The organism is Anaerolineae bacterium, assembly GCA_013178015.1.
Lineage (GTDB): Bacteria > Chloroflexota > Anaerolineae > DRVO01 > DRVO01 > Ch71.
This window is the reverse complement of record JABLXR010000003.1, coordinates 17,501-43,695: the sequence shown is the minus strand read 5'-3', so window position 1 is coordinate 43,695 and position 26,195 is coordinate 17,501. Positions and strand designations below refer to the sequence as shown.

Below are 26,195 nucleotides of genomic sequence, written 5' to 3'. Positions count from 1 at the left end.
GTGAGTAGGCCATGCCGCGCCAGCGGAGAGTGCCACAGCGAACGTGCGTAGTCTGCCGGGCCGTGCTGCCCAAGAGAGCCCTTATGCGGATTGTGCGAACTCCGGAAGGGGCTGTTACCCTGGATCCCAGGGGAAAGCTTTCGGGCCGAGGGGCGTACTTGTGTGTCCGTCAGGAGTGCTTCGGTAGCAGACGGGCGCGTCAGGCAGTGTCTCGCGCGCTGCAGGTTAGCTTGGGGGAGGCCGACTGGGAGCGGCTGACGGACCAGTTGGCGACGCTTGCTTCCGAGAGATCCTCGGCTCTGAGCAGGGAAGACGGGTAGTGTGTTGCCGTTCCAGTGGAGTGGCGTCGGAGGACGTGTATGAGGAAACCCGAGGTACTCAGGAGAGCCAAGACTGCCGCGAAGGCGGCCCGGCCGGATATGAGCCGCGGGCTGGTTGCGTCGCCGCGTGCTCCGCACGTGAGCGACGCCATTAGCGGCGCTGAACCAGAGGAAGAGGAAAGGGCCAAGGCACGGCCGCGTCGCCGGCCGCGCAGCCGCCGGCCGGAGCCGGGAGGGGAACAGCGGTCCGGGCCGGTGGAAGTCGTCAGCCCCCAGGTCGTAATCCCCGACAGCCTCACGGTGCGGGAGCTGGCCAATCTGCTCAAGGCCAGCCCCATAGACGTCATAAAGGTGCTGATGGCCAATGGCGTCCTCGCCAACATCAACCAGCCCATAGACTTCGATACCGCCGCCGTGGTGGCGGCAGAGATGGGCTTCGAGGCGAGGGAGGAGGAGCCGGAGGAAGAGCCCGTCGAGGAGGGAGTAGAAGCTCCTGTCCGGCCCAAGAGCACCAAGTTCGACTTCTGCGCCGGTGAAGACGAGGCGAACCTGCGGCCGAGGCCGCCCATCGTGACCGTACTCGGGCATGTAGACCACGGCAAGACCACTCTGCTCGATGCCATCCGTCAGACTAACGTGGTCGCCTCCGAAGCTGGTGGTATCACTCAGCGGATCGGCGCCTATCAAGTGGAGCATGGCGGAAGCAAGATCACGTTCATAGACACACCCGGCCACGAGGCTTTCACCGCCATGCGCGCTCGAGGAGCGCAGGCGACGGACCTGGCCGTGCTTGTGGTAGCGGCGGACGATGGAGTCATGCCTCAGACCCGGGAGGCCATCGATCACGCCCGAGCGGCCCAGGTGCCCATTGTGGTGGCGCTAAACAAAGTGGATCTGCCGGGAGCCAACCCGGACCGGGTGAAGCAGCAACTGGCAGAGATCGGCCTGGCTCCCGACGAGTGGGGGGGCGACACCCTTCTGGTGGAGGTCTCTGCCCTGCGAGGAGAGGGGATAGACGAGCTCCTGGAGGCCATCACCCTACAGGCCGAGGCGCTCAACTGCCGCGCCAATCCCGATGCACCTGCGTCCGGCACTGTCATTGAGTCCACGGTTGATCGGTCGCGAGGGCCACTCGCCACCTTGTTGGTCCAGAATGGAACGCTTCACCGCGGCGATGTCGTGGTGGTGGGGACCATCTGGGGCCGGGTACGGGCCATGTTCGACGAGAACGGCAACCAGATAAGAGTCGCTCCTCCGGCCACACCGGTGCAAGTCATGGGCCTCAGCGACGTGCCACCAGCGGGGAGCATATTCCAGACGGTAGGATCGGACCGAGAGGCGAAGGAGCTGGTGGCCGAGCGAGAAGAAGCGGCCGAGTCCGCCCGGAGGGAGCGCCGGCCCGTCAGCCTCGAGGACCTCCTGGACCGGTTGCAGGCGGGTGAGACCGAGGAACTGAACCTCATCGTGAAGACGGATGCCCAGGGCAGTATCGAGCCGGTGGTGTCCTCGCTGGAACGACTGGAGCGCGATGGCCGTAGGGTGCGGGTCTTGCACGCTTCGACTGGAAGCGTGGGCGAGTCGGATGTGAACCTGGCCATCGCCAGCGACGCCATCATCATTGGCTTCAACGTGGCGGTGGACGGGACAGCTAGAAGGGTAGCTGAGGGCGAAGGGGTGGAGATCCGTACCTACGACATCATCTACCACCTCATCGAGGACGTCGAGAGGCTTCTAGCCGGCATGGCGGAGCCCACCTACGAAGCAGTGACAATAGGGCAAGCCGAAGTGCGCCAGGTGTTCCAGGTGCGCAGTGGCACCATCGCCGGGTGCTACGTGACCTCGGGCCGACTGACGCGCAACGCCCAGGTCAGGGTCATCCGAGGTGGGGAGGCCATCTGGGAGGGCGGTGTGGCCTCGCTGCGCCGCTTCACCGAGGACGTCCGCGAAGTGCGGGAAGGCTTCGAATGCGGCGTGGGCCTGGATGGCTTCAGCGACTTGCGGGAGGGCGACGTGCTGGAGGCATTCGTAATGAGGCAGGCTCAGTAAGAGTGTCCGAGCCCAGCGTCAGACAGCGTCGAGTGGCGGACCTAGTCGCGCGCGAGCTGAGCGTGATACTGCAGCAGCGGGCCCGGGATCCCCGGCTGCACGCCGTCGTCATCACGGGGGTGCGCGTCTCCGGCGACCTGCGGCAGGCCACTGTCTTCGTTTCGAGCGTCACGCCCGAGGATCGGGGCATGCTCGTAGAAGCGCTCGTAGGCTCGGAGCCCTTTCTCCGGCGCGAGCTGGCGGAGCGAGTCCACCTCAGATACGTGCCCACCCTGAGCTTCCATCTAGACGAGACGTTCGATCGAGCTAGCCGTATCGAGTCTCTCCTCGATCAGGTGGCCCGCGACAGCGAGGAATCAGGGGATGTGGCGCAGGCTGACTGAGGTACTTCGCAGAGCCGAGCATGTTCTGGTGGCGACGCACGTATCGCCCGATGCGGACGCAATCGGCTCTTTGCTGGCCCTCGGCATCATCCTCCGCCGTCTGAACGTGCCTCGCACGCTGCTGTCGGAGGACGGCCTTCCCTATGAGGCCGACTCCCTCCCCGGAGCATCGGAGGTGGTGGCTGCGCCGCCACCCAGTTTCGATGTGGCAGTTCTGGTGGATTGCCCCGAACTGGAGCGCATTGGGGGCGCGGCCGAGCGGCTGTCGGGGGTCACTCTGGTGAACGTGGACCATCACCCTACGAACTCCCACTTCGGCCACATCAATCTAGTGGACACCGACTCTCTATCCACCACCCAGATCCTCCACCGGCTGGTGGGTGTCCTGGGTCTGGATCTCACCGCAGATCTGGCTGCCTGTCTGCTGGCTGGGCTGGTGGCTGATACCCAGGGGTTTCGCATTCCTGCCAGCGATCGGCGGGCGCTGCGGACGGCGGAGGCGTTGATGGCTGCCGGGGCTAGTCTGTGGGAGGCTAACCACTCCATCTTCGGGAGCCGCCCGCGGGGGCATGTTGTGCTCTGGGGTCAGGTGCTGTCCGGCGCGGTGATGGAAGGCGAGCTAGTATGGTCCACCATTCCCCTCAGCGTCCGCCATGCCTCCGAGGTACCGGAGGGCGAGGATGCTGGCATAGTGAACTTCCTGCTTGCCACTCGAGGGACTCGCGCCGCTGCCGTCTTCAGCGAGCGTTCCGACGGATCGGTGGATGTGAGCCTGCGCAGCCAGCCTGGGATAGACGTGGCCGAAGTGGCGGCGGCCTTTGGTGGTGGTGGGCACCGCCAGGCAGCCGGCTGCACTGTCTCGGGCGGGCTGGCTGAGGTGAGTGGCCAAGTGTTGGCAAGGCTAAGGCGGGCGGTGAATGAGTCAGCTGTGCGGAGTAGCGTTAGTTGACAAGCCGGTCGGTCCCACCTCACACGATGTCGTGGCCGCCATTCGCCGGGCGAGCGGGCAGAGGAGGGTAGGACACGCCGGCACGCTCGATCCACTGGCCAGCGGCCTTCTGATTGTGTGCTTGGGGCCCGCGACGCGCGTGGCCCAGTACCTGACCCAGCACGATAAGGTGTACCAGGTGGAGGCACGCCTAGGGGTGGAGACTGACACCTATGACGCCGAGGGCGAGGTGGTGGCGGAGTGGACCGAGCCCCTACCGACCGATGAGGCGGTGGACGACGCGATCGCGTCTCTCTGCGGCGAGGTGCTTCAGGTGCCTCCGGTGTTCTCGGCCGTGAAGGTCGGTGGCACGCCCCTGTACCGCCTGGCGCGACAGGGCAAGCCCGTGCAAGCCCGGCCGCGGCGGGTCATGGTACACTCGATCCGCTGGAGCCGGCCGGAACCGCAGCGGCTAGTGCTGCGGGTGCACTGCTCCGCCGGCACCTATGTGCGCTCCCTGGTTCAGGATCTGGGGAGACGGCTCGGCTGCGGCGCCCACGTGGCCGCCCTCCGCCGTTTGGCTTCGGGCCCATTCTCGGTGAGCCAGGCGCTTCCCCTAGCGGAGGCCGTGTCTCGGTTGGAGAGGGGCGAGCACGGGTGGATGCTAGACGTGGGGGAGGCCTTGCCGGAGCAGCCGCGACTATTGCTGGACGGTGATGCTGCCCAGCGATTGGCCCGGGGGCAGGCGATTGAGGGGCCGCCTCCCAGCAGTGAGGACCTCCACCTGGCCATCGGCCCCGATGGCCGTGCGTTTGCCGTGGCTGAGTGGGACTGGGAGCGGCAGAGCTGGATTCCGCGAAAGGTTCTCATTCAGGAGTGCGACCCTTGACGGAAGCAGTGGTGCGCTGGTGCGGTGAGCCGGTTCGAGTGGCCGACGCCACCGTGCTCACCATAGGCGTCTTCGATGGGCTGCATGTGGGCCACCAGGCGCTCATTGGGGAGACGGTGGCCTCGGCGCGTGGTCAAGGCCTGCTGGCCGCGTGCCTGACTTTCTTCCCTTCGCCCGATGTGGTGCTGCGCGGGCAAGAGCCTCGGTATCTACTGCCACTGACGGAGAGAGTGGAGCTCATGTCCGCTCTGGGCCTGGATCTGATCATCGTGACCAAGTTTGGCCCGGAGATGGCTGCCATGGGCGCGGCGGAGTTCATGCAGCGCTTGGGCTATTCCTTTCGCCCCCGCCAGGTGTGGGTAGGAGAGGATTTTGCCCTGGGTCGGCAGCGAGAGGGCAACCTAGAAGCTCTGGCGACGATTGGCCGCGAATTGGGCTATGAGCTGTGTGTGGTACCGCGGTGCCGGGTGGGCGACGAGGTGGTGAGCAGCACTCTGGTGCGCCGCTATCTGGCAGAGGGTCGGGTGGCCAGGGTGGCTGAACTCCTTGGGCGGGCCTACACCGTCTCGGGCCCAGTAGTGCCCGGAGCGGGCCGGGGCAGAAGCCTGGGGTACCCAACCGCCAACGTGGCCGTGGACCAGCACAAGCTGCTTCCGGCAGATGGCGTCTACTGCGCCCGTCTGGAGTGGAATGGGCGGTCGGCGCCGGCTGTCGTCAACATCGGTGTGCGTCCCACCTTCGAGGGGAGTGCCAGAACGGTGGAGGCGCATGCACTCGACTTCGGCGGGGACCTGTACGGTGAGCGGCTGACGGTGGCCTTCTTGGAGCGGCTTCGAGGAGAGACGCGGTTCCCGGGGGCGCACGAGCTTGTGGCGCAGCTGGCGCGAGACGTGGAGGAGGCACGACGCGTGCTGGAGGTGGGCGCTGCTGCGGAGGCCAGGCGTGGGGTATAAAGAGGTAAGGCACACTGCCGACGTGGCTATCCGCGCCTGGGGCGATAGCCTGGAGGAGCTCTTCACCTCCGCTGCACGGGGGATGTTCTCTCTCATAGGCGAGGCTGACTCCGACCGGTCGGTACACATTATCAAGCTGTCGGCCGACGATCTAGAGACGTTGTTGGTTGACTGGCTCACCGAGCTCATCTACCTCAGCGACGCGCACCAGGAGGCGTACCATCAGTTCGACGTCCGCCTCACTCCATCGTGGGAGCTCGAGGCTGTCATCCGCGGTGGGCCCATCGGCAGGCGGACGGGGGCAGTGAAGGCGGCGACCTATCACGGCCTGCGAATCGAGGCCAAACAGGGAGCTTATTCGGCGACGATAGTGTTCGACACCTGAACTGGGCCGGGCGTCCCACGGCAACAGAGGCTGGCGGCGCGGGACGGGGCGCCCGGTGCTGGGACAGAGGATGCCCCGGAGGTGACGTGAATGCCTTTCGATATCAGTAGTCTGGTCAAGTTGGATGAGTACGTCTACGAGATACCGGCGTCCTATCGCGCCGATATGCGCGTGCCGGCACGCCTGTATGCCGATGAGATGATCCTGCAGGCGGCCTTGGAGGACCGTTCTCTGGAGCAACTGGCCAACGTGGCCTGGCTGCCGGGGATTGTGAGCTATGCTCTGGCGATGCCAGACATCCACGAAGGGTATGGCTTCCCCATCGGAGGAGTAGCAGCTACTCGGGTGGACCAGGGGGTGGTATCGCCCGGCGGCGTAGGTTACGACATCAACTGCGGGGTGCGGCTGCTGGCCAGTAACCTGGATGCGGAGGAGGTCCGTCCCTATCTGGCACGGCTCATGGACGCGGCGGCTCAGAGCATTCCGGCGGGCGTCGGTCGCGGTGGCGACGTTCGGCTACAGCGGGCACGGCTGGATGATGCCCTCGAGGGTGGAGCTCAGTGGGCCATAGGGGCCGGCTTCGGGCGGCGAGAGGACGCCGAGCACTGCGAGGAGGGCGGCACCATCGCGCGGGCTCGGGCTGATGCCGTGAGTGCCCGGGCCAAGGACCGCGGCCGGGACCAGCTCGGCACTCTGGGCTCCGGCAACCACTTCGTGGAGCTGGACGAGGTGGCCGAGGTATACGACGCTCAGGCGGCCGATGCGTTCGGGTTGAGGCCGGGTCAGTTGGTGGCCCAGATCCACTCGGGGTCGCGTGGGCTAGGCCACCAGGTGTGCACTGACTACGTCCGTAGCTTCCAGTCGGCTGCGAAACGGTACGGCTACTCATTGCCGGACCGGGAGTTGGTCTGTGCGCCCATAGCCTCAAAGGACGGGCAGGACTACCTGGCCGCCATGTCGGCGGCAGCCAACTTCGCCTGGGCTAACCGACAGGTCATGACCGATGCCCTCAGGCGGGCGTTCGAGGAAGCCCTGCTGGGGAAGCTGCCCCGGGCGGAGCTAGTCGTGATCTACGATGTAGCGCACAATGTGGCCAAGATCGAGACCCATCGGGTGAACGGACGGCCCCTGGAAGTGTGCGTGCACCGCAAAGGAGCCACAAGAGCCTTCCCTCCCGGGCACGATGCCGTGCCCGTCGCGTACCGGTCTGTGGGTCAGCCCGTGTTGGTGCCCGGCGACATGGGAACGGCCTCGTACGTGCTTCGGGGTACCCAGGCGGCGATGGAGCGAAGCTTCGGCTCCAGTTGCCATGGGGCGGGGCGCGTCCTTAGCCGCAGGGCGGCGCGCGGGCAGGTGGACGCACGCCAGCTGGTGGCGACGCTGGAGGGCCGCGGGATGGAGGTGCGAGCCGGAAGCATGAAGGGCCTGGCCGAGGAGGCTCCCGAGGCATACAAGGACATCCACCGAGTGGTGGAGGTAGTGCACGGTGCAGGGCTGGCCACCAAGGTGGCCCGGCTCCACCCGATCGGGGTGATCAAAGGGTAGCGAATGGGTTGCAGGGAGCAGGCTACACAGGATGGGGAGGCATCGGCCGACCCCGGACCGCTAACCTACTCCCTGCCAGCAGCTCTCAGCGGATCCGGACTAGCCAGTCTCCGGCAACCCAGCCTTCGGTGTTGGCGTCGTCCAGGATGTGGTACCACTGGTAGCCGTCCATCTCCGATGGGCCACCGAGTATCTGGACCTCGGTCCCTTCGGGCATGACCCTAAGGGTGGGCGAGTCGAGACCGGGCCCGGAGCGCATGCGCAATCCCCGGCCGGCCGTGTCGCTTACTACGGCCACGGCTCCCTCCACCAACTCATCCGAGGGCGTCGGGGTGGCGGTGGGCTCTGCCGGAGTGGGTGTCTCCACCGGATTAGAAGTGGGCTCGGGCGTGGGGGTGTTCACGACGGGCACCGGCGTGTCGGTGGCGACGCTGGTCCTGACGGCGGCGACCAGGGCGGTGGGTCCAGTGGTGGGAAAGTGAGTGGCCGTCGCCTCGGGCGGCGTGCCCCCGGACCGTCCGCGGACCAGGATGATCCCCATGACGATGACTACCAGCAGCACGACAATGGGGACCGCGGCGATGGCGAGGGCCTGCACGTTGCGCCTGTCGGCCCGCAATGTGCGGCGACTCCTGGAAGGTCCCTGGTCCTGATCCAGTTCCGGGAACTCCTGTGGGGACATAAGATTGACCTCTCAAAGGGATGATGAGTGAGGCTAGAGCGGCTCGCGCGACTAATGATACCACAGGTGAGTTGCGATTTCGACACCGGGGCGCCGTCTTCATCGATGGGCCAGACTTCCAGTTTGAGGCGAGCGGTATGGAGATAGGAGTGGTGGGTGGCGGGCTCACCGGCATGACGGCAGCTCAGGACCTTGCCAGGGCCGGAGCGCGGGTGACCCTCTACGAGCGGGACGAGACGCTGGGCGGATTGGCCGGGTCGTTCATGGTGAACGGCACCCGGCTGGAGAAGTTCTACCATCACATATTCACCAGTGACGTCGCCGTCCGCGACCTGATCGCAGACCTAGGGCTGGCAGATCGGCTGGAATGGAAACCTACCACCACGTCCTACTACGCCGATCGAATCTACCGTCTCGCCGCTCCCATGGACGTGCTTCGATTTCGGCCTCTTCCTCTCTTGGACCGCATTCGGTTTGGCATGCTGGTGTTCCAGGCCCGGGCGGTGCGGGATTGGCACGAGCTAGAGAACCTGACGGCGCGCGAGTGGCTCATTGGCCTGTCGGGACGCCGTGTGTACGAACAAGCGTGGGCGCCCTTGTTGCGGGGGAAGTTCGGCGCTCGAGCCGACGAGGTGTCGGCGGTGTGGATCTGGAACAAGGTCAAGCTCCGCGGGGGATCGCGGGGGAAGTCGGGCCGGGAGATGCTTGGCTACCTTCGGGGCGGCTTCGGTCTGATGGTGGAAGCGTTGGAGCGAAGGCTGGATGATCTGGGCGTGAAGATCGCCAAGGACTCGCCGGTGAGCGAGATCCGGCCTGGGAGGGGCTCGAGATTGCTGGTGCGTACCCCGGCAGGGGAGGAAGCGTTCGGCGAGGTCCTGGTAACGACAGCACCGGCGCTGCTGGCCGACATGGCTCCCTCCCTGCCCGGCCACTACCGCGAGCGGCTGCGCTCGATCGAGTACATGGCCAACGTGTGCTGCGTCCTGCGATTGAGCCACTCCCTCAGTGACGTGTACTGGCTCAACATAAGTGACAACAGCCTGCCGTTCGTGGGCCTGGTGGAGCACACCAACATTCAGCCACCGTCCGAGTATGGTGGCTCGCATCTTGTGTACCTGACTCGCTACTGCGGGCCAGACGACGAATACTACCACATGCAGCGAGAGGAGCTGGTAGAGGCCTACCTGCCCCACCTGAAGCGGCTCTTCCCCAACTTCCGGCCCGGCTGGGTTCAGGAGTCCTACGTCTGGCGTGAGCGCTACGCTCAACCGGTCATCTCCCGCCATTACAGCCGGGTGCGCCCCGACTACACCACCCCGCAACCGGGCTTATGGCTGGCGTCCATGGCTCAGATATACCCCGAGGACCGAGGGATGAACTACGCGGTCCAGTATGGCCATTCGATAGCCGAGAGGATTCTTGCCGGCAGAGGAGGATAACATGTCCGTCGCCGTCGCCCTGAAGGTCTCCGAAAGCAAACGGCTCATCGCCCGCGGCGTAGTGGCCAGTCCGGTGTTCCGTGAGGCGTATGACCGGGGGCGCATCCTGATCATCAAGGGTACTACCAACGCTTACATCGTGGAGGAGCTAACGGGTGAACCCATCGACAAGCTCAACTTCGCCCGTGGCCTGACGCTTCCCCACGGCCAGCGGCGCCGAGCGGTGCAAGGGCGAGACCTGAGCGACGTGCTCGTGGAGAGGGGCGAAGTGCGCTGGGGCGTGGACATCGCCGAAGCGGTAGAGACGCTGGGTCGAGGGGACCTGATCCTGAAGGGGGCCAATGCCCTGAACTATCGAGAGCGGCTGGCGGGTGTGCTCATTGGCGACCCGCGCTCGGGCACGGTGGGGCTGGCTCTCCGTCGTGCCGTCGGGTCTCATGTGCGCCTGATGATCCCAGTGGGACTGGAGAAGTGCATCTCGAGCAGCATAATGGACGCGGTGCACTACGTTCAGCGCCCCGAGCACCGGGGTGAGGGAATGATGCCGGTGTGGGGCTCCATCTTCACCGAGATCGAGGCTCTGGAGGTGCTGGCAGGCGTGCGGGCCACGCACATTGGCTCGGGGGGAGTTGCTGGTGCCGAAGGAGCCATCTGGCTAGCCTACGAGGGTGACGAGGAGCAGATGAAGCGGGCGGAGGCGGCCCTGGCCGCCGTGTACGGCGAGCCCAATCTGGCCTGAGGGCAGGATCAGGGGGTAAGGATGGGGGCTTTGCATGACCGGGACGATCTGCCTTGGGTCGAGGCCTCGCCAGGCATATCCCGACGGGTCCTGGCCGGAGAGCGGCTGATGCTGGTGGAGATCCGCATAGACGCCGACCGCACGGTGGCCGCGCACGCGCACCCGCACGAGCAGATTGGCTATGTCCTCGAGGGCCGGGTGCGCTTCCGGACTGGGGGAAGCGAGAAGATCCTCGGCCCAGGAGGGACGTACTCGGTGCCGGGCGGAGAGGAGCACTCGGCCGAGGCCCTGGGCGCCGCCGCCAGGCTCGTGGAGGTATTCACTCCTCCACGGGAGGATTTTCGCTAGGCGGGGCAGCGCCTGGATGTGACACTGGGCGAACTGAGGGGCGAACGGGGCGGTTGTCGACGCCCCCTGGTTCTATGCTTCAGCGAACCGCCCGGTCAGCGCCGATGGCGCAGCGCCCGCGCCGTGACTGCCACTCCCACCAGTGCAAAACCCGCCAGCGGCTGGAGGAAACCACCGAAACCGGTGTCGGGTAGCTCGCTCGTCGGTATGGGGGTCGGGGTGTCGGTGGCCCGCAGTACCCTCGTTGGCGTGGGAGAGACCGCCTGCGCCATCTGGACAGGGGTGGCGGTCGGCGTCGGAACCGCGGTAACCGTAGCGGCTCCCTCGTCGCCCCCGCTCGGGGTAAGGCTGATTGTGGCTGCGATGGGCTCCGCCGTGGCCGTGGCATCCGCCAGAGATTCGGCCTCCTGTGCCGACACCTGCACCAGGGAGGGTGCTGGAGTGGTGTCCGCGGGTGCGGCGATGAGCATGTAGCCACCTCCGGCGAGCAGGGCCAGCCCGGCTATGGTGACGGCGCTGGCTACGATGACGAGGAGGAGGCGACGGATCGCTCCCGGTGCCGGTTTCGCAGACTGGGCCATTGAATCCTCCGGATGGAGTGTGATCTTACTTAGCCACTGGGGCTGGATGCCCAGAGCAGGACGTCGGCCACGAGCCCCTCGGGAAGACCAGGAGGCTTGGGCTGGGTCAGCACGTGCAGGTCATCCAGGCCCAGCGCCCTCGCCAAGGCCACGCCGGCCGAGCCGTCGCCGTAGTCAATCACCACGGTGTGGCCGGTAGCGTTCTCGGCTACGCCTCCTTGCCATATGCTGAAACCCGACTGGGTGAGTGCCTCGGCCGCGCTGGCGAAGTTGGCGTCCTGACTGCTGTTGCTGAAGAGCCTTATCTGCAATCCCTGTGCCAGCCCTTGACCGTCGGCCTCGTCGCTCAGGCCCAGGTGGCTCACCAGGCGTTCTATCGCCGGGTCGTTGGGCAGCAAGACATCCGCACCCGCGGTAGTGATCCAGGGATAGGTGTAGTTCTCATCGAGGACGGCGAGCCGCACTGCTTCACGGTCTATGTGATGGAAGGCGGACCACAGGCTGAGCATGTCGCTCACGGACAGGTTGGTGTGAACGCAATCGCGTGCCAGCAGCAGGAATCCGGGAGCCTTGGGGATGAAGTCTGGTCGAGTGACTCGAGCCTGTAGCGACTCTATCACCTGTTGCTGCCGGCGCATGCGGTCGAAGTCGCTGCTCCCATGCCGGGTGCGCACGTACTGCAGAACCCGCTCCCCGTCGAGGACCTGTGGGCCCGCGGGGAAATGCACGGTCATGTACCCGTTGTTCTCGGTAGGGTAGAGGGGGTCCCAGATCTCATAGGGGACGTCCACTTCCAGCCCGCCGAGGACATCGACGATCTGCCGCACGGCGCGAAAGTTGACCACCACATAGCGGTCGAGCGATACGCCCAGGAACTGAGCCACCGTGGCCGCTGCCGTCTCGGGGCCGCTGCCCGGGCGGGACATTTCGGCCACTCGATAGGCGACGTTGATGCGCTCCGGCCCAAACCCGGGGATGTATACCCACAAGTCTCGGGGGATGGAGAGCACAGTCACCGTGCCATCGGCCCGATTGGCCGAGACCAGCATGATGGCGTCAGTGCGAGGCGGGCCCTCGCTCCAGGTCTCCCGCTCGTCCACGCCCAGGAGTAGTATGTTGGTGCGCCGTTCGCGAGTAGGGGGGGCCGGCAGCGGCGTCGGCAGTGGCCTTGGAGCCGCTGTGGGCGCGGCCAGGCGAGGGCTGAGCCCGAGCGAGTCCGCGGGCACTGCCGCCGAGTGGGGCGGCAACAGGCGCCCGGACGTACGGGCTGCCGGCGGTGGGTCGACCGAGGGCGAGCAGTCGCCCAGGAGCAGGCTGAAAAGCAACACCAGAAGAAGGACCAGGCGCGATCGACGACGAGTCATCCTGCAGAGAGCCTACCGGGGCATGCTGGCGAGGGCGAGGTACGCCGGGCGTGGGTAGCCGTCAGAACGGATGAGACTGAAGCCCGCCTTCTCGTCGTCCGGGCCCGCCACGGTGGCGAAGTTCAAGTTCCAGATGAACATGACTCCAACGTAGTCCCTCTCTCGGGCGAGTTGGAAGGCGCGAAGAAGATACCGCGCTTGCTGCTCCTCGGAGTTGTCCGCGGCGTACTCGTAACCCTCGGGCGGGTGCTTCTGCGAGGACCAGCCGAACTCGGTGAACCACATCTGTTTGTGGCTGTCCCCATTGAGTGCCATTACGTCTCGAAGCTGCTCGAACCGGCGGTAGTAGAAGCTCCAATGCCCCTTGAACTCAGTAGTGTCGGTGCTGTTGAGCGATGGGGAGTCGTCCGGGGGGTTGTTGTAGCCGCTGGGATGGGCGCCCAGGACGTCGAAATAGGGTGCGGCGCCGGCGGCATACATCTGGCCGAGGTAATGTACGTCATCGAAGGCGAGATAGCCGTCGTTCACCCCAGTAGGGGTCAGGCCGCCGCTCACCACCAGGGCCGCGGGGTCGGCCTGCTTGATGCGCTCATAGGCGACGCGGAGCAGTTCGACATACTGGCCGGCAGACAACCGGCCCTTACCGCCCCACTCGTACCACAGGTTCTGCTCGTTCCAGATCTCGTAGGCAGCTACTCTGCCCCGATAGCGAGAGGCGAGGGCGGCCACGAAGTCACCGTAATCACCCGGATTGGCGGGAGGGCCGTCAACGTTGAGATCGCTGTCGGCCGGCCGGGCCCATGCCGGCGCCTTGACCACGCTCAGTAGCACGTTCAGCCCTCGGGCGGACGCCGCCTCCACTATCGGATCGAGGTGGTCCCAGCGGATGGAGCCCTTCTGTGGTTCCGCCAGTTTCCATTCCACCTGCTGCTTGATCCAGCCGAAGCCTAGGCCTTCCACCGCGTTGAGTACGGCCGGGATGTCCTGATGGATAAGGTGAACGCAGACGCCCGGGGTGGCGTGGGCCTCCCGGGGCGTGGGCCCGGTTGCAGGCTCTGGTGACACCGGCGTGGCCATCGGATCTCCATTGCCGTCGGGATTGGGCAAGATCAGGCGCTGGCCCGGGTAGATGAGCGAGGGATTGGAGATGCCGTTGGCTGCGCTCAGGCGATCCACCGACAGGCCGTACTGCAGGGCGATCCAGAGGAGCGTCTCTCCCGGGCGCACCACGTGCTCGCGCAGCCCCTCTTGACCGGGGGAGTCGGTGCCCGGGGCTAGGGGGCCGTGGCCGTCGGGGATGGTCAAGATCTGCCCTGGCTGTATTAGGTCGGCGTTGGCGATGCCGTTGGCGGCAGCGAGCTGGTACAGGTCCACCCCGTAGAGGAGGGCGATGCCAAAGAGCGATTCCCCGTAGGTCACGACGTGAGTGCGTTCGCCCCCAGGCGGCGCCGGTGAGGGCTGGCTGTCGTCGGAAGCAGGGGTCTGCGGGATCACGAGCACCTGGCCAGCCTGTATGAGGTGGGCGTTGGCCAGCCCGTTCACTCTTAGAAGTTCCTCGATGGGAACGTCATAGAGGAGTGCTATGCTGCTCAACGTCTCTCCCCAGGAGACGACATGGACGCGTTCCTGGGGTTGCTGGGCAGCCGCCGATGATGGAATCAGCGCCAGCACTAGGCTGGCCATGAACGCGGCTCCGATGAGAATGAGGCGCAGGCGGGTCTCGGTGCGGGTTCTGGCCGCGCGTGGGCCTCTGTGGTGCCACCCTCGTCTAGCGAGAGATGGCCGCTTTGACCACCTTTCCCCGGTCATCGAGCACGATCCTCACTCTCTGGATGGTGTCACCTATGGTGCCGGTGAAGTCGAACACGTGTTGCCGCGACGCTCCAGGGGTCTTGGCCTGTCGTTCGGTGTGAGCAGTGGAGACCGCCTGCAGGGTGGGAAAGTGACGGGCTAGGTAGGCTTTGGCGGCCTTCTCTAGTTCGCAGTCAGCCATAAGCATGCCTCCAGGCGGCGCTAGAGCAGGCCGCGAGCACGGCGCAGAAAAGTGGGGATCTCAAGGTTGAGACCCTGAGCGGCGAGTGCCGGCTCCAGGTGACGCTCGGTGCGGTGGGGCTCGTCGTGGCCGTTGTCGCGCACCCGGGCTAGCTTCTCTTCGAACTCCCTCGGGACTGGGATTCCGCTCCGCTGGGGCTGAGGCCGATCGGCCCATGCCTGACGGGCCGGCATCGGCGTGGCAGCGGGCCGGCGCTGAGGTTGAGCAGCGGCTCCCACTCCGGTGGCGATGAGCGTTATCTGAAGCTTGTCGCCCATGCTGTTGTCTATGGCGGCGCCGAAGATGACCTCAGCATCCTCGCTGGCCTGCTCGGTGATGTACTCCACCGCCTGGCCGGCCTCGTGCAGGGTCATGTCCGGTCCGCCAACCACGTTCACCAAGATTCCCCTGGCTCCTCCGATGGAGTCGGTGGCGATGAGGGGGTTGGAGACTGCCGACTGGGCCGCCTCCAGGGCTCGCTCGGGCCCCTTGGCCTGGGCGATGGACATGAGGCTGGTGCCACCCTGGGCCATGATGCGCCTGACGTCGGCGAAGTCCACGTTGATGAGCCCGGGCCGAGTGATGACCTCGGAGATGCCTTGGATGCCCTGCCGCAAGACATCGTCGGCAATGCGGAAGGCGATATCCAGCGTCACTTTCTCGGAGGTGAAGGCCAGGAGCTTGTCGTTGGGGACCACGATGAGGGTGTCCACGTGCTTTTCCAGCTCGGCAACCGCCTCTTCTGCCACCTTGCGGCGCCGGAAGCCCTCGAAGGAGAAAGGCTTGGTCACCACGGCCACGGTCAGCGCTCCCAGGGAGCGGGCCACGTCGCCCACGATGGGGGCGGCGCCACTCCCGGTGCCGCCCCCCATGCCGGCGGCTAGGAATACCAGGGCTGAGCCATCCAGCGCTCGGGCGATCTCATCGGCGGACAGCTTGGCCGCCGCTGCGCCGCTGGCAGGATCCCCTCCCGCGCCTAGGCCACGGGTGCGTGGGCCACCCAGGCAGATCTTGCGGCCGGCGTCGGACCTGGCCAGGGCTTGGGCGTCGGTGTTGAGCACCAGGTAGTCAACATCGGGAATGTCGACGCTGATCATGCGGTCCACCGCGTTACAGCCAGCGCCGCCCACGCCCACGACTGTGATGCGCAGTGGCTTTGTTTGTGTCGCCTGAGTCACGTTGGAAGCCTCCACGTCTGTCTCCTCCGGAAGGTTCAGTCGGCCTGCAGTTGCTCCGGGATGCGGAAGCGAAGATCCTCCAGCAGAGCGCTCAAGTCCTCTTCCAGGCGCTGGTAGATCGACATTGAATACTCGATGGCGGCCGCCGCCATCTCTCGCGCCCGTCGCTCACCGTCCTGCACTATCTCCTCCGCCTGGACGCGCGCCAGAGCGACAGCCTCGCTCTCGGCGGCCGCCTGCTCGAGCTGCTGGCGCCCCAGCTTTCTCAAGTCCTCCGCCTCCGCCTCGGCCTGGGCCAGGATCCTCTCTCGCGCGTTCTTGATGCGCTGGGCTTCGGCTAGCTCCGCGGGCAGCGCCGAGCGAATCCTGTCGATGAGGTCGAGGCACAGGCTCTGATCCACGACAGCCTTGCTGGTTAGGGGGATGTAGTAAGCGTCGGAGATGACGTTTTCCAGCTCGTCGAGCAGCTCCGTGAGTTGCATGTCGCTCGCTCCAAACTGCCGCGGGGCCCGCAGGCTCCCCGGCTAGTGAGATACCACGGTCTTGGTCACCCGACCCTCTCGCACGGTGAACCGGACCACCTGCGTCCCGCCACTGGACAGGGGTCGGCTCAGACTCACCACCTGGTGCGAGTCGGACGTGGGTCGGCTGTGGGTGCTAGGGGCCATGATCCTGCAAGTTTCCTGCCTAAAACCCAGAGAACGGGGGTGGGCAGCGAGATGGTATTGGGCCAGGCTCTCTATCTCCTTCAGCAGGCTGCCCTCAGGAATGGGCGCCCCTGACCTATCGACGGTGTGGGCGCACACCACATCGAGTGGCCCGTCCAGGTGACGGTACGCTTCTGCGCAGGCCAGATGCGACTGCGATTGTGGGGACCCGACGGCCAGCCGGAGCGTAGGATGGCCCAGCAGAACGAAAGTGAGGAGGGTCTTCTGGTCCTCGGCGTCCAGGAAGCCCTGGGTGTCCATCATGGTGCGGGCGAAAGCGAGCTTGGCCAACAGAAGGGCCTCACCCAAGGGAACACCGGCCACGACCAACTGCAAGAAGTCTTTGACCAGCAGGTCCGCTCCCGATACGGGGGAGGCCAGCGCCCCGTAGGACATGGCGGTGGACCCCAAGAGGGCGCCGGCACCCAGGCGGAGGAAGCGCATGGCGATGCTGGTCGGGGTCAGGGCGGCCCCGTAGCAGGCTTCGGCGGCCACTACCGAGTCCCGAGCTTCGTCAGCAGAGATGTCTATCTGCCGGAGGGCAGGAGGGAAGTCATCGAAGTCGGCGGGCAGCACCGGATCGAGCTGACCGTGCCAGGTGGTGCCCTCGGCTGTCCCGTGTAGATTGAAGTAGCGGAGGGTAGCGTGTTGTCGGCGCACATAGGGGTAGTCATGCAGCTCCCAAGGGGGAGACATCCTGAGAGGCCCGGCCCCCGGGATTTCGGACAGCACTGCTTGGGAGGCCTCCCTCCAGATGCTGGCAGTGTAGCCGACTGCTACCGGAGTGCCCTGTCGGGGCTGGATGGGTTGTGCGCTCGCCGCTCGGGCTAGGAGGTGGAGGAAAGCATTCGCTCCACCGGCCGGGTGCGGCAGGCGTGCCACCACCCGTGAGGGCACCAGGGGGTCGCCGCCCGAGGAGGCGTAGGGGGCATCCGACAGGATTTCGCCGTCCGGATCGTCGGCGGGATTGGTCAGACGAAAGAAAGGTAGCACCTCATCCCCGCCGATCAACCACACGATGGCGGGAGCTCCCCCTAGGTTTCGCTCCAGCTGGTCGACGAGCTGGCGAATGAGCTGCGGGTCGCGCGGGGTGACGGGGCTAAGGCCGTAAGGGGCGAGGGAGCGGGCGTCGTCAACGTACAAGAGGTGAGCCGACAAGGGACGAAGGCTCTGGGCCAGCTGCACCAGAGCCTCATCTACCGCCTGCCACCCGGCGACACCGAATCGGCGAGAGAGCAGGAGGCGTGAGGCCACTAGAATCACGGGCGCGGCGCTACGGCCATCACCGTGCGACCGCACGCGCTTCCCCCGCCACCAGATTCAGGGCGCTTACCGCTGCCAGCTGCTTGTAAGCCTCGGCGTTGGTGGGCTCCAGGCGGAGTACGTGCCGGAACATTTCTATGGCCTCGCCGTACTCCTTGCGCCTCTTGTACATGCGGCCGGCGCAGAAGTAGTACTCGGGCTCCTCGGGGTCGAGCTCTATGGCCCGGATGTATTGCGCCAGAGCCCGGTCGTACTCCTGGGAGTACTCGTAGGTCTGCCCCAGCTGCTTGCGAGCTTCGGCGTCCTTGGGTCTAAGGTGGATGACCTGACGGAAGTGCTCAGCGGCACGCTCGTAGTAGCCGATCTGACGACATAGCTCTCCCATGGCGTGGTGGATGTCGGCGTTGTTGCTGTCCAGTACCAGGGCCTGCTGCAGAGCCTGGATGGCCTCGTCGTGCCGGTTCAGTGCAGCATAGGCTTGGGCCATCACGACGTAGGTCTCCGGGTCAGTTCCGTCCAGCGAGGCCGCCACTTCGGCTTCCTCCAGGGCCTGGCTGGCGTCACCAGATAGGTACAAGAGGGTGGCCAGCTCCTGGTGGTGCCGATGGCTGGTGGGTTCGATTTCGATAGCGCGTCGGAAATGCTGCACAGCCTCTTGCCGGTGCCCCTCGTGGAACCGAAGGCGCCCCAGCGCCGCATGGACCGCCGGCAGGTCGGGCTGAAGCTCGAGGGCATGGAGCAGATGACGGCCGGCGTCCTTGAGGCGCCCTAGACTGGACAGCGCATTGCCCAGGCCAACATGGTGACAAGGGTTGTCGGGCTCGATCTGGGTTGCTCTCTCATATGCTTGCACTGCCCGCGCGGCCTCGCCGGCCCTCTCGTAAGCAGAAGCGAGCTCGGCGACCCAGGTGGCGTTGTCTCGGGCCAGCTCCGTGGCACGCTCTAGTGCCCTGGCAGCGGACTGGTAGCGGCGCATGCCCCCATAGGCAAGACCGGCGTTGCGGAGGTACAGCGGGTTCTCAGGGTCCAACCGAGCGGCCTTCTGATAGGCCTCAAGGGCTGACTGATAGCGCTTGAGGCGGAGATGGAGGTCACCGAGATGGTTCCACCAGGCAGGATGGCGGTCGTCGGCCTGCACCGCCCTGCGCATGAGTTCGACCGCTTCAGCCAGCCTTCCTGCCTCTTCCAGGAGGCGAGCTGCTCTCACCAGGGTGAGGGGATCGCCGCCCGCCAAGTCGGCAGCCCTCTGGAGAGCGGCCGCTGCGCGCTCACTTTCGTTCAGGTGGACGAGGAGGCGGCCAATGCCCAGCACGGTCTCGGCATCGCCCGGATTGGCCCGGTCGGCGAGGACCAACTCCCGCAGGCTCTCCTTCGGCTTGCCCGCTTGCAGGAGCAAGCGAGCGAGCCGCCGGTGGAGGGACGCGTCCTCGGGAGCATGGAGGAGTGCGCTCCGGCATAGCTCCAGTGCCTCTCTCTCCTGATTGAGGAGAGTAAGTAAGCCCGCCACCGCAGACTGGTACCGACTCTCCAGAGCCGGACTGGGTCGGAACTTGGTGAGCAATTGATGCAGGGAATCCAGGAAGCGCCGCTCGGGCGCCCGAACCGGCAGGTCGCACTCAGCTCTCGCCTCGGCCTCGTCGTGCCAAGAGATGGCGCACTCCGCCATCTCCAGCAAGGTCTCCAGGTGGTCGGCGGACCGGTCCAGCGTTTGCTGATACAGCCGCAGTGCGGCCTCCTGGTCCCCGCGAGCGGCCAGCACTCTGGCTTGTTCTAGGATGAGGTCGCGGTGTTGCCCTGCCTCGGCGCTGGAGAGCACGTCGGCGGCCTCGGCCAGCCGGCGGGAGCGACGAAGCAAGCGTGCCAACCGCACGCGACACTCCACGCACTCAGGATCCAGGTTGAGGGCCCGCTGGGCGTAGTCGGTCGCGCGGGCTAGGTCGCCGGCGGCCTCGAGGGCCTCGGCTGCCAGGGAGAGAACGCCGCGATCGGTGGGATCCAAGCTGGCTGCGTGCTCGAGGGCGGCGGATGCCCGGGAGGCATCGCCCAAGAGCAGGGCCAGGCGCCCAAGCTCCCTGAAGGGCTCGGCGTTGCCTGGGGTCAGTTCGACGGCGCGGTTGTACCAGCTCAGAGCGTCTTGGTAGCGGCCGGCATCGGAGAGCAGCGCAGCAAGTGTGGTTACGGCGACCGGTTCATCGGGGGCGCAGTCAACTGCCCTCTGGGCCTCCTGCAGCGCTTGCGAGGTAGCTCCGTATCGCGCCAATAGCCGAGCGCGGTGGGCGCGTATGCGGGCGTTGTCCGGTTCCAGAGACACGGCTTTGGTGGCCTCGTCCAGAGCTGCTTGGAGTTCCTCTTCCTGTGCGTGAAGTCGGGACATCTGGTAGTGGGCCTCGGCGCTGTCCGGATCGCGCTCCATGAGTTCGGAGAGGAGCTGTCGGGCCTCGGGCCGGCGCCCCAAGTTCAGGTTGGCGTCTGCTAACGCCATCCGCGCTTCCCGCGAGTCGGGCACAAGCCGGAGGACACGCTCGAACAGCGGGAGGGCTTCCGCGTGCTCGCCCGAATCAGCCAGAGCCTGCCCCAGAGGCAGGAGCACGTCGGGATCCTCTGGCGCCAAGTGGATGGCCTGGCGCAGAGCGGCGATCGCCGGAGTGTGCATGCCGCGACGTTGCAGTAGCTCCGCCAGTGCCAGCCGCAGCCGGACAGAACGCGGGTGCCTTTCTGCTGCAGCTGCGAGTTGATCGACCGCTTCCTGGATCCAGCCTTTGGCAGCGAAGGCCCGGGCCAGACCCTCCCTGAGTCCGTCGGCTTCCGGAGCCAATCCGATCCCCTTCTCGAAGGTGGCAATGGCGGCGTCCACCTCCCCGCTGGCCAGCTGGGCGCGACCGAGCGCATCCAGGCTGGCCGCCGAAGGCCCCGAGAGGCGGATGGCATCCTGGAAGTGTTTCTGGGCCTCTTGCGGTCGCTGTGCCTCTAGCCAGGCCCGGCCGAGCTCAAGGTGTATCTGAGCGTCTTCAGGAGCCTGAGCCATGGCCGCCTGAAGCGCCTCCAGGGCCGCGCGCCAGTCGCCGAGGCGACGGCACACACGGCCGAGCGACAGCAGTGATGCGGCGGAGCGCTCGTCGAGGCTGGTGGCCCGCTCCAGCGAAGCCCGGGCCTCGGAGAGCCGGCCCAGCTTCTCCAGCACCTCGCCCAGAGCCAGGTGCACGGGTCCCTTCTCCGGGGCCAGCGACGCCGCTCTGGTCAGCTGTTCGCACGCTTCTTCCTCGTGGCCGTATTGGGCTAAGGCCCGCGCCAGGCGCACGCGGGTGTCAAGGCTTTCGGGCTCGAGGCTGAGCCCATGCCGAATCTCGCGGACTGCCCCCTCGAGATCGCCTCGAGCGGCGAAGAGGGCCGCAAGTTCCTCGTGGATCTCGGGGTCATTGGGTCGGAGGCCGATGGCTGCAGCCAGCTCCTCTTCTGCCGCCTGGAGGTTGCCGGCGCGTCGGTAGGCGGCACCAAGGTTGGCACGGTACTGGTCCCCTCCGGGTAGTGCCACTGCCTTGCGCAGCACCTCCGCGGCGCTGAGAGGCCTCTGGAGGTCCATGAGCAGCCTGGCCTTGAGCGCCAGGAACTCCGGGTCGTGTGGTGCCAGCCTCACCGCCTCTTCCGCCTCGCGTACGGCCTGATTGGTGCGTCCTAGCGCGGCCGCGCACTCCGCCAAACGGGCATGGTAATGGGGACTAGAGGGGGCGGCATCCACGGCGTTGCGGTAAGCGGCCATGGCCTGTTCCAGCGCACCGCGATGGCGCAGGGCCTCTCCCAGGTTTGCGTGCACTTCGGGCTCGACTGCAGCGCGGGAGGAAGCGGTGCGCAGATGCTGCACCGCCTCCTCATAGCGCCCCAGGGCGAGGCACAGTCGCCCAGCGCAGGCATCGTAGGTGGGGTTGCCCCCGGAGCAGAGAGCAGCGGAGCGGTAGGCTTCCAGGGCAGGTTCGAGTTCACCTCGCGACTCAAGGATCTGCCCCAGCTCGAAGTGCGCCTCCGCCAGCGATGCATCCCGTTCGATGGCAGCGCCAAGGGCGGCGACAGCCTCATCAGCGTAACCCATCCGGGCACAGGCCCGACCCAAGTGGTAGTGCGATCGGGCATCGTGAGGGAACCGCTGACAAGCGGAGCGGAACTCCTCCAGGGCCTGCTCAGAGTCCCCGGCGCTTTCCAGTGTCCGGGCGAGCTCGATGCTGGCCTCCACGCTAGCGGGGTTAGCGGCGATAGCACGCTTGAGCGTCTTCACGGCCTCGTCGTAGCGGCCGGCCCGCCGGAGGGCTGATCCGGCAGCCACCAGGCCACTCCAATCACGGCTAACCTGAGCCATAATGCCCTGCCATTCTGCCTGAGCCCGGTCGGCCTGGCCCGCCCGGTCCAGGGCCTCAGCATATTGCAGCCGCACCAGGGCGTCGGAGGGCTCAAGGTCCGCCAGCCGCTCGAGATGCTGGAGGGCGGCGCTGTAATCGCCCTGACGTAGCAGTAAGGAGGCGAGGGCCTTGCGCGCCTCGGGGTGATCGGGATCCAGAGACAGTGCCCGCTCCAGGCTTAGCCGCGCCAGCGCCCCATCTCTCAGGGTGCCTCGGCAGTGACCGAGCTCCAGGTGTGCATCGGCGTCGCTGGGAGACAGCTCCACTGCTCGGCGCAAGGCAGTCTCCGCTTCCGCCGCCCTGCCGGCGGCCAGCAGGGCGGCACCGGCCGCGGCGTGGGCCTTGGGCAGGTCCGGAGCTGCTCGTACCACCCCGGTGGCCACGTCAACCGCCTCGTCCAGCCACCCGAGGCCGAGGTACGCGTATGCCCGCTCCACCATGAGCCGCGGTGTCCGACCAGTCTCCGGCGCCACTCCGTCCAGGACCTCTATGGCTTCGTCGTGGCGCCCACCGCGGTTCAGCGCTCGTGCCGCCGCGGCGGCGTAGAGGGCCACTGAGGGGCCAGCCTCGAGGGCGGCTCGGTAGCGCTCGGCCGCCTCGTCCCAAGATCGCTGCGCCTCGGCGGTCTGGCCCAGCCGGAAGAGCAGGTTGGCCCGGATGGTCTCGGCGTTGCTCAGAGCGGCCTGAATGCCGGCCTCGGCGCCACCGGCGTCGGTGGCGCTCAGCGCCTGAGACAGGCCAGCCCCGGGGCGCTCGAACAGTCTGGCGACTGCAGCCGTGCCAGCCAGGATGTGCAGGGCCTCCGGGATGTCGCGTTGCGGCAGGCTGCACAGGGCCTGCAGCGCAGGCTCGAGGACCTCCGCATCCACCAATGGCTCCAGATGAGCTACGAAGGTAGCCAAGGTAGGGGCATGCCGCACGCCGGCCACGGCCGCGGCCACACAGCCATGCCGAGCTCCTGGGTCGTTCTGCCACGCAATGCACCGGGCCAGGACAGCCGCTCCTTGAGGGCCCTCGGCCATGAGGGCCTGCATCCAGTCGAGGTGCGAATCGGCCAGGGAGTACAGCATCGCCAGCACGTCCGGTCGGCCGGAGGCCAGGAGGTGGGGCACCGCAGCCCGGGGCTGGAGACCGCGACCGGCGCAGGCCAGCGCCAGGGCATAGTCGTGCCACAGCTCATGGAGGGCGAAGGCATCGGAGCGGCCGGAGGCTATGGCGTGTAGGGTGGGTGCCTCGGTGTGCCAGCACTTCAAGGGGCCACCACTCTCCAGTTGTCGGCCCAGCCAGGTGAGGTGACTCTCGGCCACTCCGCCTACCGCAGCCGCCTCGACCACCAGGGCACCCCGGCACAGCCAATCGGGGCTGCCCTCCTGGCGTGTCACGCGCACCGCAGCACCCAGGAACTGCTCCTGGCGGAGGGCACTCCACAGCTTGGGGTCGCGCATGGCGGCGTTGGTCAGATCCTCGGCCAGTGCCTGGGGAAGGGCCGAGGCCATGGCCTGAACCAGCTGAGCGTCCTCCGCGGGTTCGACCACCAACTGCCGGCTGTCTGGCCACAGACGGGTCAGCTCCCTCATGAGGTCGGAAGGGGCGAAGACGACCAGGCGCCGCGCCCCATCCGCAGGCTCAGTCTCGCCATCGGGCGCGCTGAGGAGCCGCAGGCACCGCAGCTCTGGAGTGCGCGAGAGCCAATGGGGGATGGAAGGTGCCTCTCCCGTGGCTCCGCATAGGAGCAGAGGAGACGTCTCGTCCCACAGTGCCAACAGGTCGGCATCGCTGGCGACGATGGTAGTTGCCTTGGTTCGCGGGTCCCTCAGGTTGAGGGGCAGGGCCCCGGGGACCGCACTTACGTCGGCCATGAATCCTCCCGTCAGATTGACGTTAGTCCGGTAATCCAGACGCCGAAGCAGCAGAGGGCCAGCCCGAGCAGGCAGAGGAAGGCGCCCATTCCGAAGGCGGTGCGCACCAGTGAGGCCACCGACTCTATCAGGCGCGAGGTGGCGTCTATCACAGGCGCCACACTGTGCTCAGTGACGCCTCGTCGCCCAACCCTGGCTGACTGGGCCACCAACTCCTTCATGCCCTCTCTGTACTCCCTGGTGGTGATTAGCCGGAGACCAGCGATGAGGCAGATTACACCCAGGAGGAAGAGGGTTACGCCCATGGCGAACTGGAGCGTGGTAGCGTCTATCGCGAATGGCATTGGGTGACCGAGGCGGGGCATTCCAGCGCACGCACGAGCTGGCTGAGGTCGAAGGGCTTGGCTAGCAGGAGGCCAACTCCGGCCCGGCGGGCGTCGGCCTCGGCCGCTGCGAGGGTGTGTCTGGATGCGCTGACCAAGACGATGGAGACCCGGGGCAAGTACTGTTTGGCCAGGCGGGCCAACTGCACGCCGTCCCCATCGCCGAGGTGATAGTCGGTAACGATGGCATCGTAGGTCTGGCTAGCGAGGAGTGGCTGCGCTTGCTCGGCGCTGCCGGCCACGTCGACAAGGCAAGCGGGCCAGTGCTCCTCCAGGCCGCAACGTAGGAAGTGCAGGATACTGGGCTGGTCGTCAACCAGGAGAATGCGCTGTGGGGCCATGAGTGCAGCCAACCCTCGGGCGATGATGTGGGTGCCAGGCGGCGTCACCCGAGGGCTACTGCAATTCGTATGCCAGGCAGAGGTCAGTACTGGGTGGTCATCCGGCGACAGAGCTCGTCTTCGGTGATGCCCAGGGCCCGGGCCGCTGCGGCGCGATCGCCGCCACAGCGCTCCATGGCTTCCGCAATGAGCCGCCGCTCCACGTCCCACAGCGAGCCAGCTAGAGGCTCGCTCTTGCCTGAGCTGCTGCGGTCTCTCCTAGTTGCAGCGAGGCTGAGCCTGGTTACCTCCGGCGGTAGATGCTCCAGGCCTATCTCATCGCCCTCAGCCAGGATCACGGCTCGCTCTATCACGTTGCGAAGCTCGCGGATGTTGCCAGGCCAGGAGTGCGCCTCCAGGCAGGCGAGCGCCTCCGGCGTGAGCCCCTGCACGAAGCGGCCTGTCTGTCGGTTGAAGTAGTCAATGTAGGCGGCGGCGATATCGGGGATGTCTTCCACGCGCTCGCGGAGGGGCGGCAGGACGATGGTGAACACGGCCAGCCGATAGTACAGATCCTCTCGAAAGGTCCGCTGTTCGATCATAGCCTTGAGGTCCCGATTGGAGGCAGCGATGATGCGGACATCGACGTTGATGTCGCTTGTCGCGCCCAGGCGCCGGACCGTCCTGTCCTCGAGAACTCGCAGAAGCTTGACTTGCATGTCGGGCTTCATGGCGCTGATCTCATCGAGGAACAAGGTGCCCCCGTGGGCCTGTTCGATGAGGCCCTTGCGCGCGGTGGCATTGGTGAACGCGCCCCTGACGCTACCGAAAAGCTCGCTCTCCAAGAGATTCTCCGGGATGGCGGCGCAGTTGATGGGCACGAAGGGCTTACCGGCCCGTGGGCTTCGTGCGTGGATAAGGTTGGCTATGCGCTCCTTTCCGGTCCCGTTCTCGCCACAGATGAGAACGCTGGTCGACGTAGGGGCTACCCGCTCGACCATGTCCAGAATGCGGATCATGGGCCGGGTCTTGCCCGTGACGAAGGGATGGGCGGAGTCGGAGGGACTGGATCGCAATCGCTCCACCTCTCTCTGCAACTGGGTGTTGCGGAGCAGGTGGGCAATGGTGCGCTTCAAGGTGGGCAGATCCGGGGGCTTGGAGATGAAGTCGCAGGCGCGCAGCTTCATCGCCTGAACCGCTTCCTGCACGCTACCGTGGGCGGTGAGGAATATCACCGGCAGGTCGGGGTCGTGAGCCATGATCTCCGGGAGCAGCTCCATGCCGGAGCGATCCGGGAGGCGCAGGTCCAGAATCACCAGATCCACTGGCAGCTGGTTCAGGCGGTCAAGGGCTTCGCCGGCGGTCCCGGCTTCATGCACGTCGTGACCCTCGTCCAGGAGAGCCTGAGACAGGAAGAAGCGGGTGGCTGGCTCGTCCTCCACTATCAGTATGCTACCAGGCAT

Annotated in this window: 23 protein-coding genes; 11 read left to right on the top strand and 12 right to left on the bottom strand. The window is 66.4% G+C overall.

The features are described 5' to 3' along the window. Positions 1-11 precede the first annotated feature (11 nt). The 8 genes from HPY83_01570 to HPY83_01535 all read left to right on the top strand — a co-directional run bounded on the left by HPY83_01570 (position 12) and on the right by HPY83_01535 (position 7,449). The gene (locus HPY83_01570) at positions 12-320 is read left to right on the top strand and encodes a YlxR family protein (GenBank protein NPV06634.1); all 309 of its coding nucleotides are present in this window, start codon (positions 12-14) and stop codon (positions 318-320) included. Between the two features lie 99 nt (positions 321-419). Beyond that, the gene (infB, locus tag HPY83_01565; protein NPV06633.1) at positions 420-2,366 is read left to right on the top strand and encodes a translation initiation factor IF-2; all 1,947 of its coding nucleotides are present in this window, start codon (positions 420-422) and stop codon (positions 2,364-2,366) included. A 2-nt stretch (positions 2,367-2,368) separates the two neighbouring features. Next, positions 2,369-2,749: a 30S ribosome-binding factor RbfA gene (gene rbfA / locus HPY83_01560; protein NPV06632.1), complete on the top strand. Its 381-nt coding sequence runs from the start codon at positions 2,369-2,371 to the stop codon at positions 2,747-2,749. Positions 2,750-2,777: 28 nt separating this feature from the next. After that, the gene (locus tag HPY83_01555) at positions 2,778-3,698 is read left to right on the top strand and encodes a bifunctional oligoribonuclease/PAP phosphatase NrnA (protein ID NPV06631.1); all 921 of its coding nucleotides are present in this window, start codon (positions 2,778-2,780) and stop codon (positions 3,696-3,698) included. Continuing rightward, positions 3,667-4,566: a tRNA pseudouridine(55) synthase TruB gene (truB, locus tag HPY83_01550; GenBank protein ID NPV06630.1), complete on the top strand. Its 900-nt coding sequence runs from the start codon at positions 3,667-3,669 to the stop codon at positions 4,564-4,566. Before HPY83_01555 ends, truB begins: the two co-directional genes overlap by 32 nt. 8 nt (positions 4,567-4,574) lie before the next feature. Beyond that, entirely contained in the window at positions 4,575-5,519 is a 945-nt protein-coding gene (locus HPY83_01545) for a bifunctional riboflavin kinase/FAD synthetase (protein NPV06629.1), read from the top strand. Then, the gene (locus HPY83_01540; protein ID NPV06628.1) at positions 5,509-5,904 is read left to right on the top strand and encodes an archease; all 396 of its coding nucleotides are present in this window, start codon (positions 5,509-5,511) and stop codon (positions 5,902-5,904) included. Before HPY83_01545 ends, HPY83_01540 begins: the two co-directional genes overlap by 11 nt. A 102-nt stretch (positions 5,905-6,006) precedes the next feature. Further along, positions 6,007-7,449, top strand: coding sequence for an RtcB family protein (locus HPY83_01535; GenBank protein ID NPV06627.1), 1,443 nt, complete (start codon positions 6,007-6,009; stop codon positions 7,447-7,449). A gap of 85 nt (positions 7,450-7,534) precedes the next feature. On the opposite strand, the gene HPY83_01530 is transcribed toward HPY83_01535, so the two are convergent. Beyond that, positions 7,535-8,068 carry an SH3 domain-containing protein gene (locus HPY83_01530; protein ID NPV06626.1) on the bottom strand — a complete coding sequence of 178 codons (534 nt, stop codon included), beginning with the start codon at positions 8,066-8,068 and terminating at the stop codon, positions 7,535-7,537. A gap of 200 nt (positions 8,069-8,268) precedes the next feature. Here HPY83_01530 and HPY83_01525 point away from each other — a divergent pair, with 200 nt between their 5' ends. Genes HPY83_01525 through HPY83_01515 form a run of 3 tightly spaced genes read left to right on the top strand, consistent with a single transcriptional unit; the run spans position 8,269 to position 10,657 of the window. Next, positions 8,269-9,570, top strand: coding sequence for an NAD(P)/FAD-dependent oxidoreductase (locus HPY83_01525; protein ID NPV06625.1), 1,302 nt, complete (start codon positions 8,269-8,271; stop codon positions 9,568-9,570). 1 nt (position 9,571) lies between these two features. After that, complete coding sequence (locus tag HPY83_01520) at positions 9,572-10,309, top strand: hypothetical protein (GenBank protein NPV06624.1); 738 nt, start codon at positions 9,572-9,574, stop codon at positions 10,307-10,309. Between the two features lie 21 nt (positions 10,310-10,330). After that, on the top strand, positions 10,331-10,657 hold the full coding sequence (locus HPY83_01515; GenBank protein ID NPV06623.1) for a cupin domain-containing protein: 327 nt from the start codon (positions 10,331-10,333) through the stop codon (positions 10,655-10,657). A 95-nt stretch (positions 10,658-10,752) separates the two neighbouring features. Here HPY83_01515 and HPY83_01510 read toward each other — a convergent pair whose 3' ends face one another. From HPY83_01510 to HPY83_01460, 11 genes are all read right to left on the bottom strand, one after another. After that, entirely contained in the window at positions 10,753-11,238 is a 486-nt protein-coding gene (locus HPY83_01510) for a hypothetical protein (GenBank protein ID NPV06622.1), read from the bottom strand. Between the two features lie 29 nt (positions 11,239-11,267). Then, complete coding sequence (locus tag HPY83_01505) at positions 11,268-12,602, bottom strand: LCP family protein (GenBank protein ID NPV06621.1); 1,335 nt, start codon at positions 12,600-12,602, stop codon at positions 11,268-11,270. A 12-nt stretch (positions 12,603-12,614) separates the two neighbouring features. Then, positions 12,615-14,285 carry a LysM peptidoglycan-binding domain-containing protein gene (locus HPY83_01500; protein NPV06620.1) on the bottom strand — a complete coding sequence of 557 codons (1,671 nt, stop codon included), beginning with the start codon at positions 14,283-14,285 and terminating at the stop codon, positions 12,615-12,617. Between the two features lie 85 nt (positions 14,286-14,370). Next, entirely contained in the window at positions 14,371-14,595 is a 225-nt protein-coding gene (locus HPY83_01495) for a hypothetical protein (GenBank protein ID NPV06619.1), read from the bottom strand. Positions 14,596-14,615: 20 nt separating this feature from the next. Next, on the bottom strand, positions 14,616-15,827 hold the full coding sequence (gene ftsZ, locus HPY83_01490) for a cell division protein FtsZ (GenBank protein NPV06618.1): 1,212 nt from the start codon (positions 15,825-15,827) through the stop codon (positions 14,616-14,618). Positions 15,828-15,847: 20 nt separating this feature from the next. Further along, the gene (locus tag HPY83_01485) at positions 15,848-16,294 is read right to left on the bottom strand and encodes a hypothetical protein (protein NPV06617.1); all 447 of its coding nucleotides are present in this window, start codon (positions 16,292-16,294) and stop codon (positions 15,848-15,850) included. A 42-nt stretch (positions 16,295-16,336) separates the two neighbouring features. Further along, positions 16,337-17,818, bottom strand: a complete 1,482-nt coding sequence (locus HPY83_01480) for a hypothetical protein (GenBank protein NPV06616.1) — start codon at positions 17,816-17,818, stop codon at positions 16,337-16,339. Further along, a complete protein-coding gene (locus tag HPY83_01475; protein NPV06615.1) occupies positions 17,802-24,029 on the bottom strand; it encodes a tetratricopeptide repeat protein in 6,228 nt (2,075 codons plus the stop codon). The genes HPY83_01480 and HPY83_01475 overlap by 17 nt, the downstream gene beginning before the upstream one ends. 11 nt (positions 24,030-24,040) lie before the next feature. Next, positions 24,041-24,373: a hypothetical protein gene (locus HPY83_01470; GenBank protein ID NPV06614.1), complete on the bottom strand. Its 333-nt coding sequence runs from the start codon at positions 24,371-24,373 to the stop codon at positions 24,041-24,043. Next, on the bottom strand, positions 24,358-24,801 hold the full coding sequence (locus HPY83_01465) for a response regulator (GenBank protein ID NPV06613.1): 444 nt from the start codon (positions 24,799-24,801) through the stop codon (positions 24,358-24,360). The genes HPY83_01470 and HPY83_01465 overlap by 16 nt, the downstream gene beginning before the upstream one ends. 35 nt (positions 24,802-24,836) lie before the next feature. Next, a complete protein-coding gene (locus HPY83_01460; protein ID NPV06612.1) occupies positions 24,837-26,195 on the bottom strand; it encodes a sigma-54-dependent Fis family transcriptional regulator in 1,359 nt (452 codons plus the stop codon).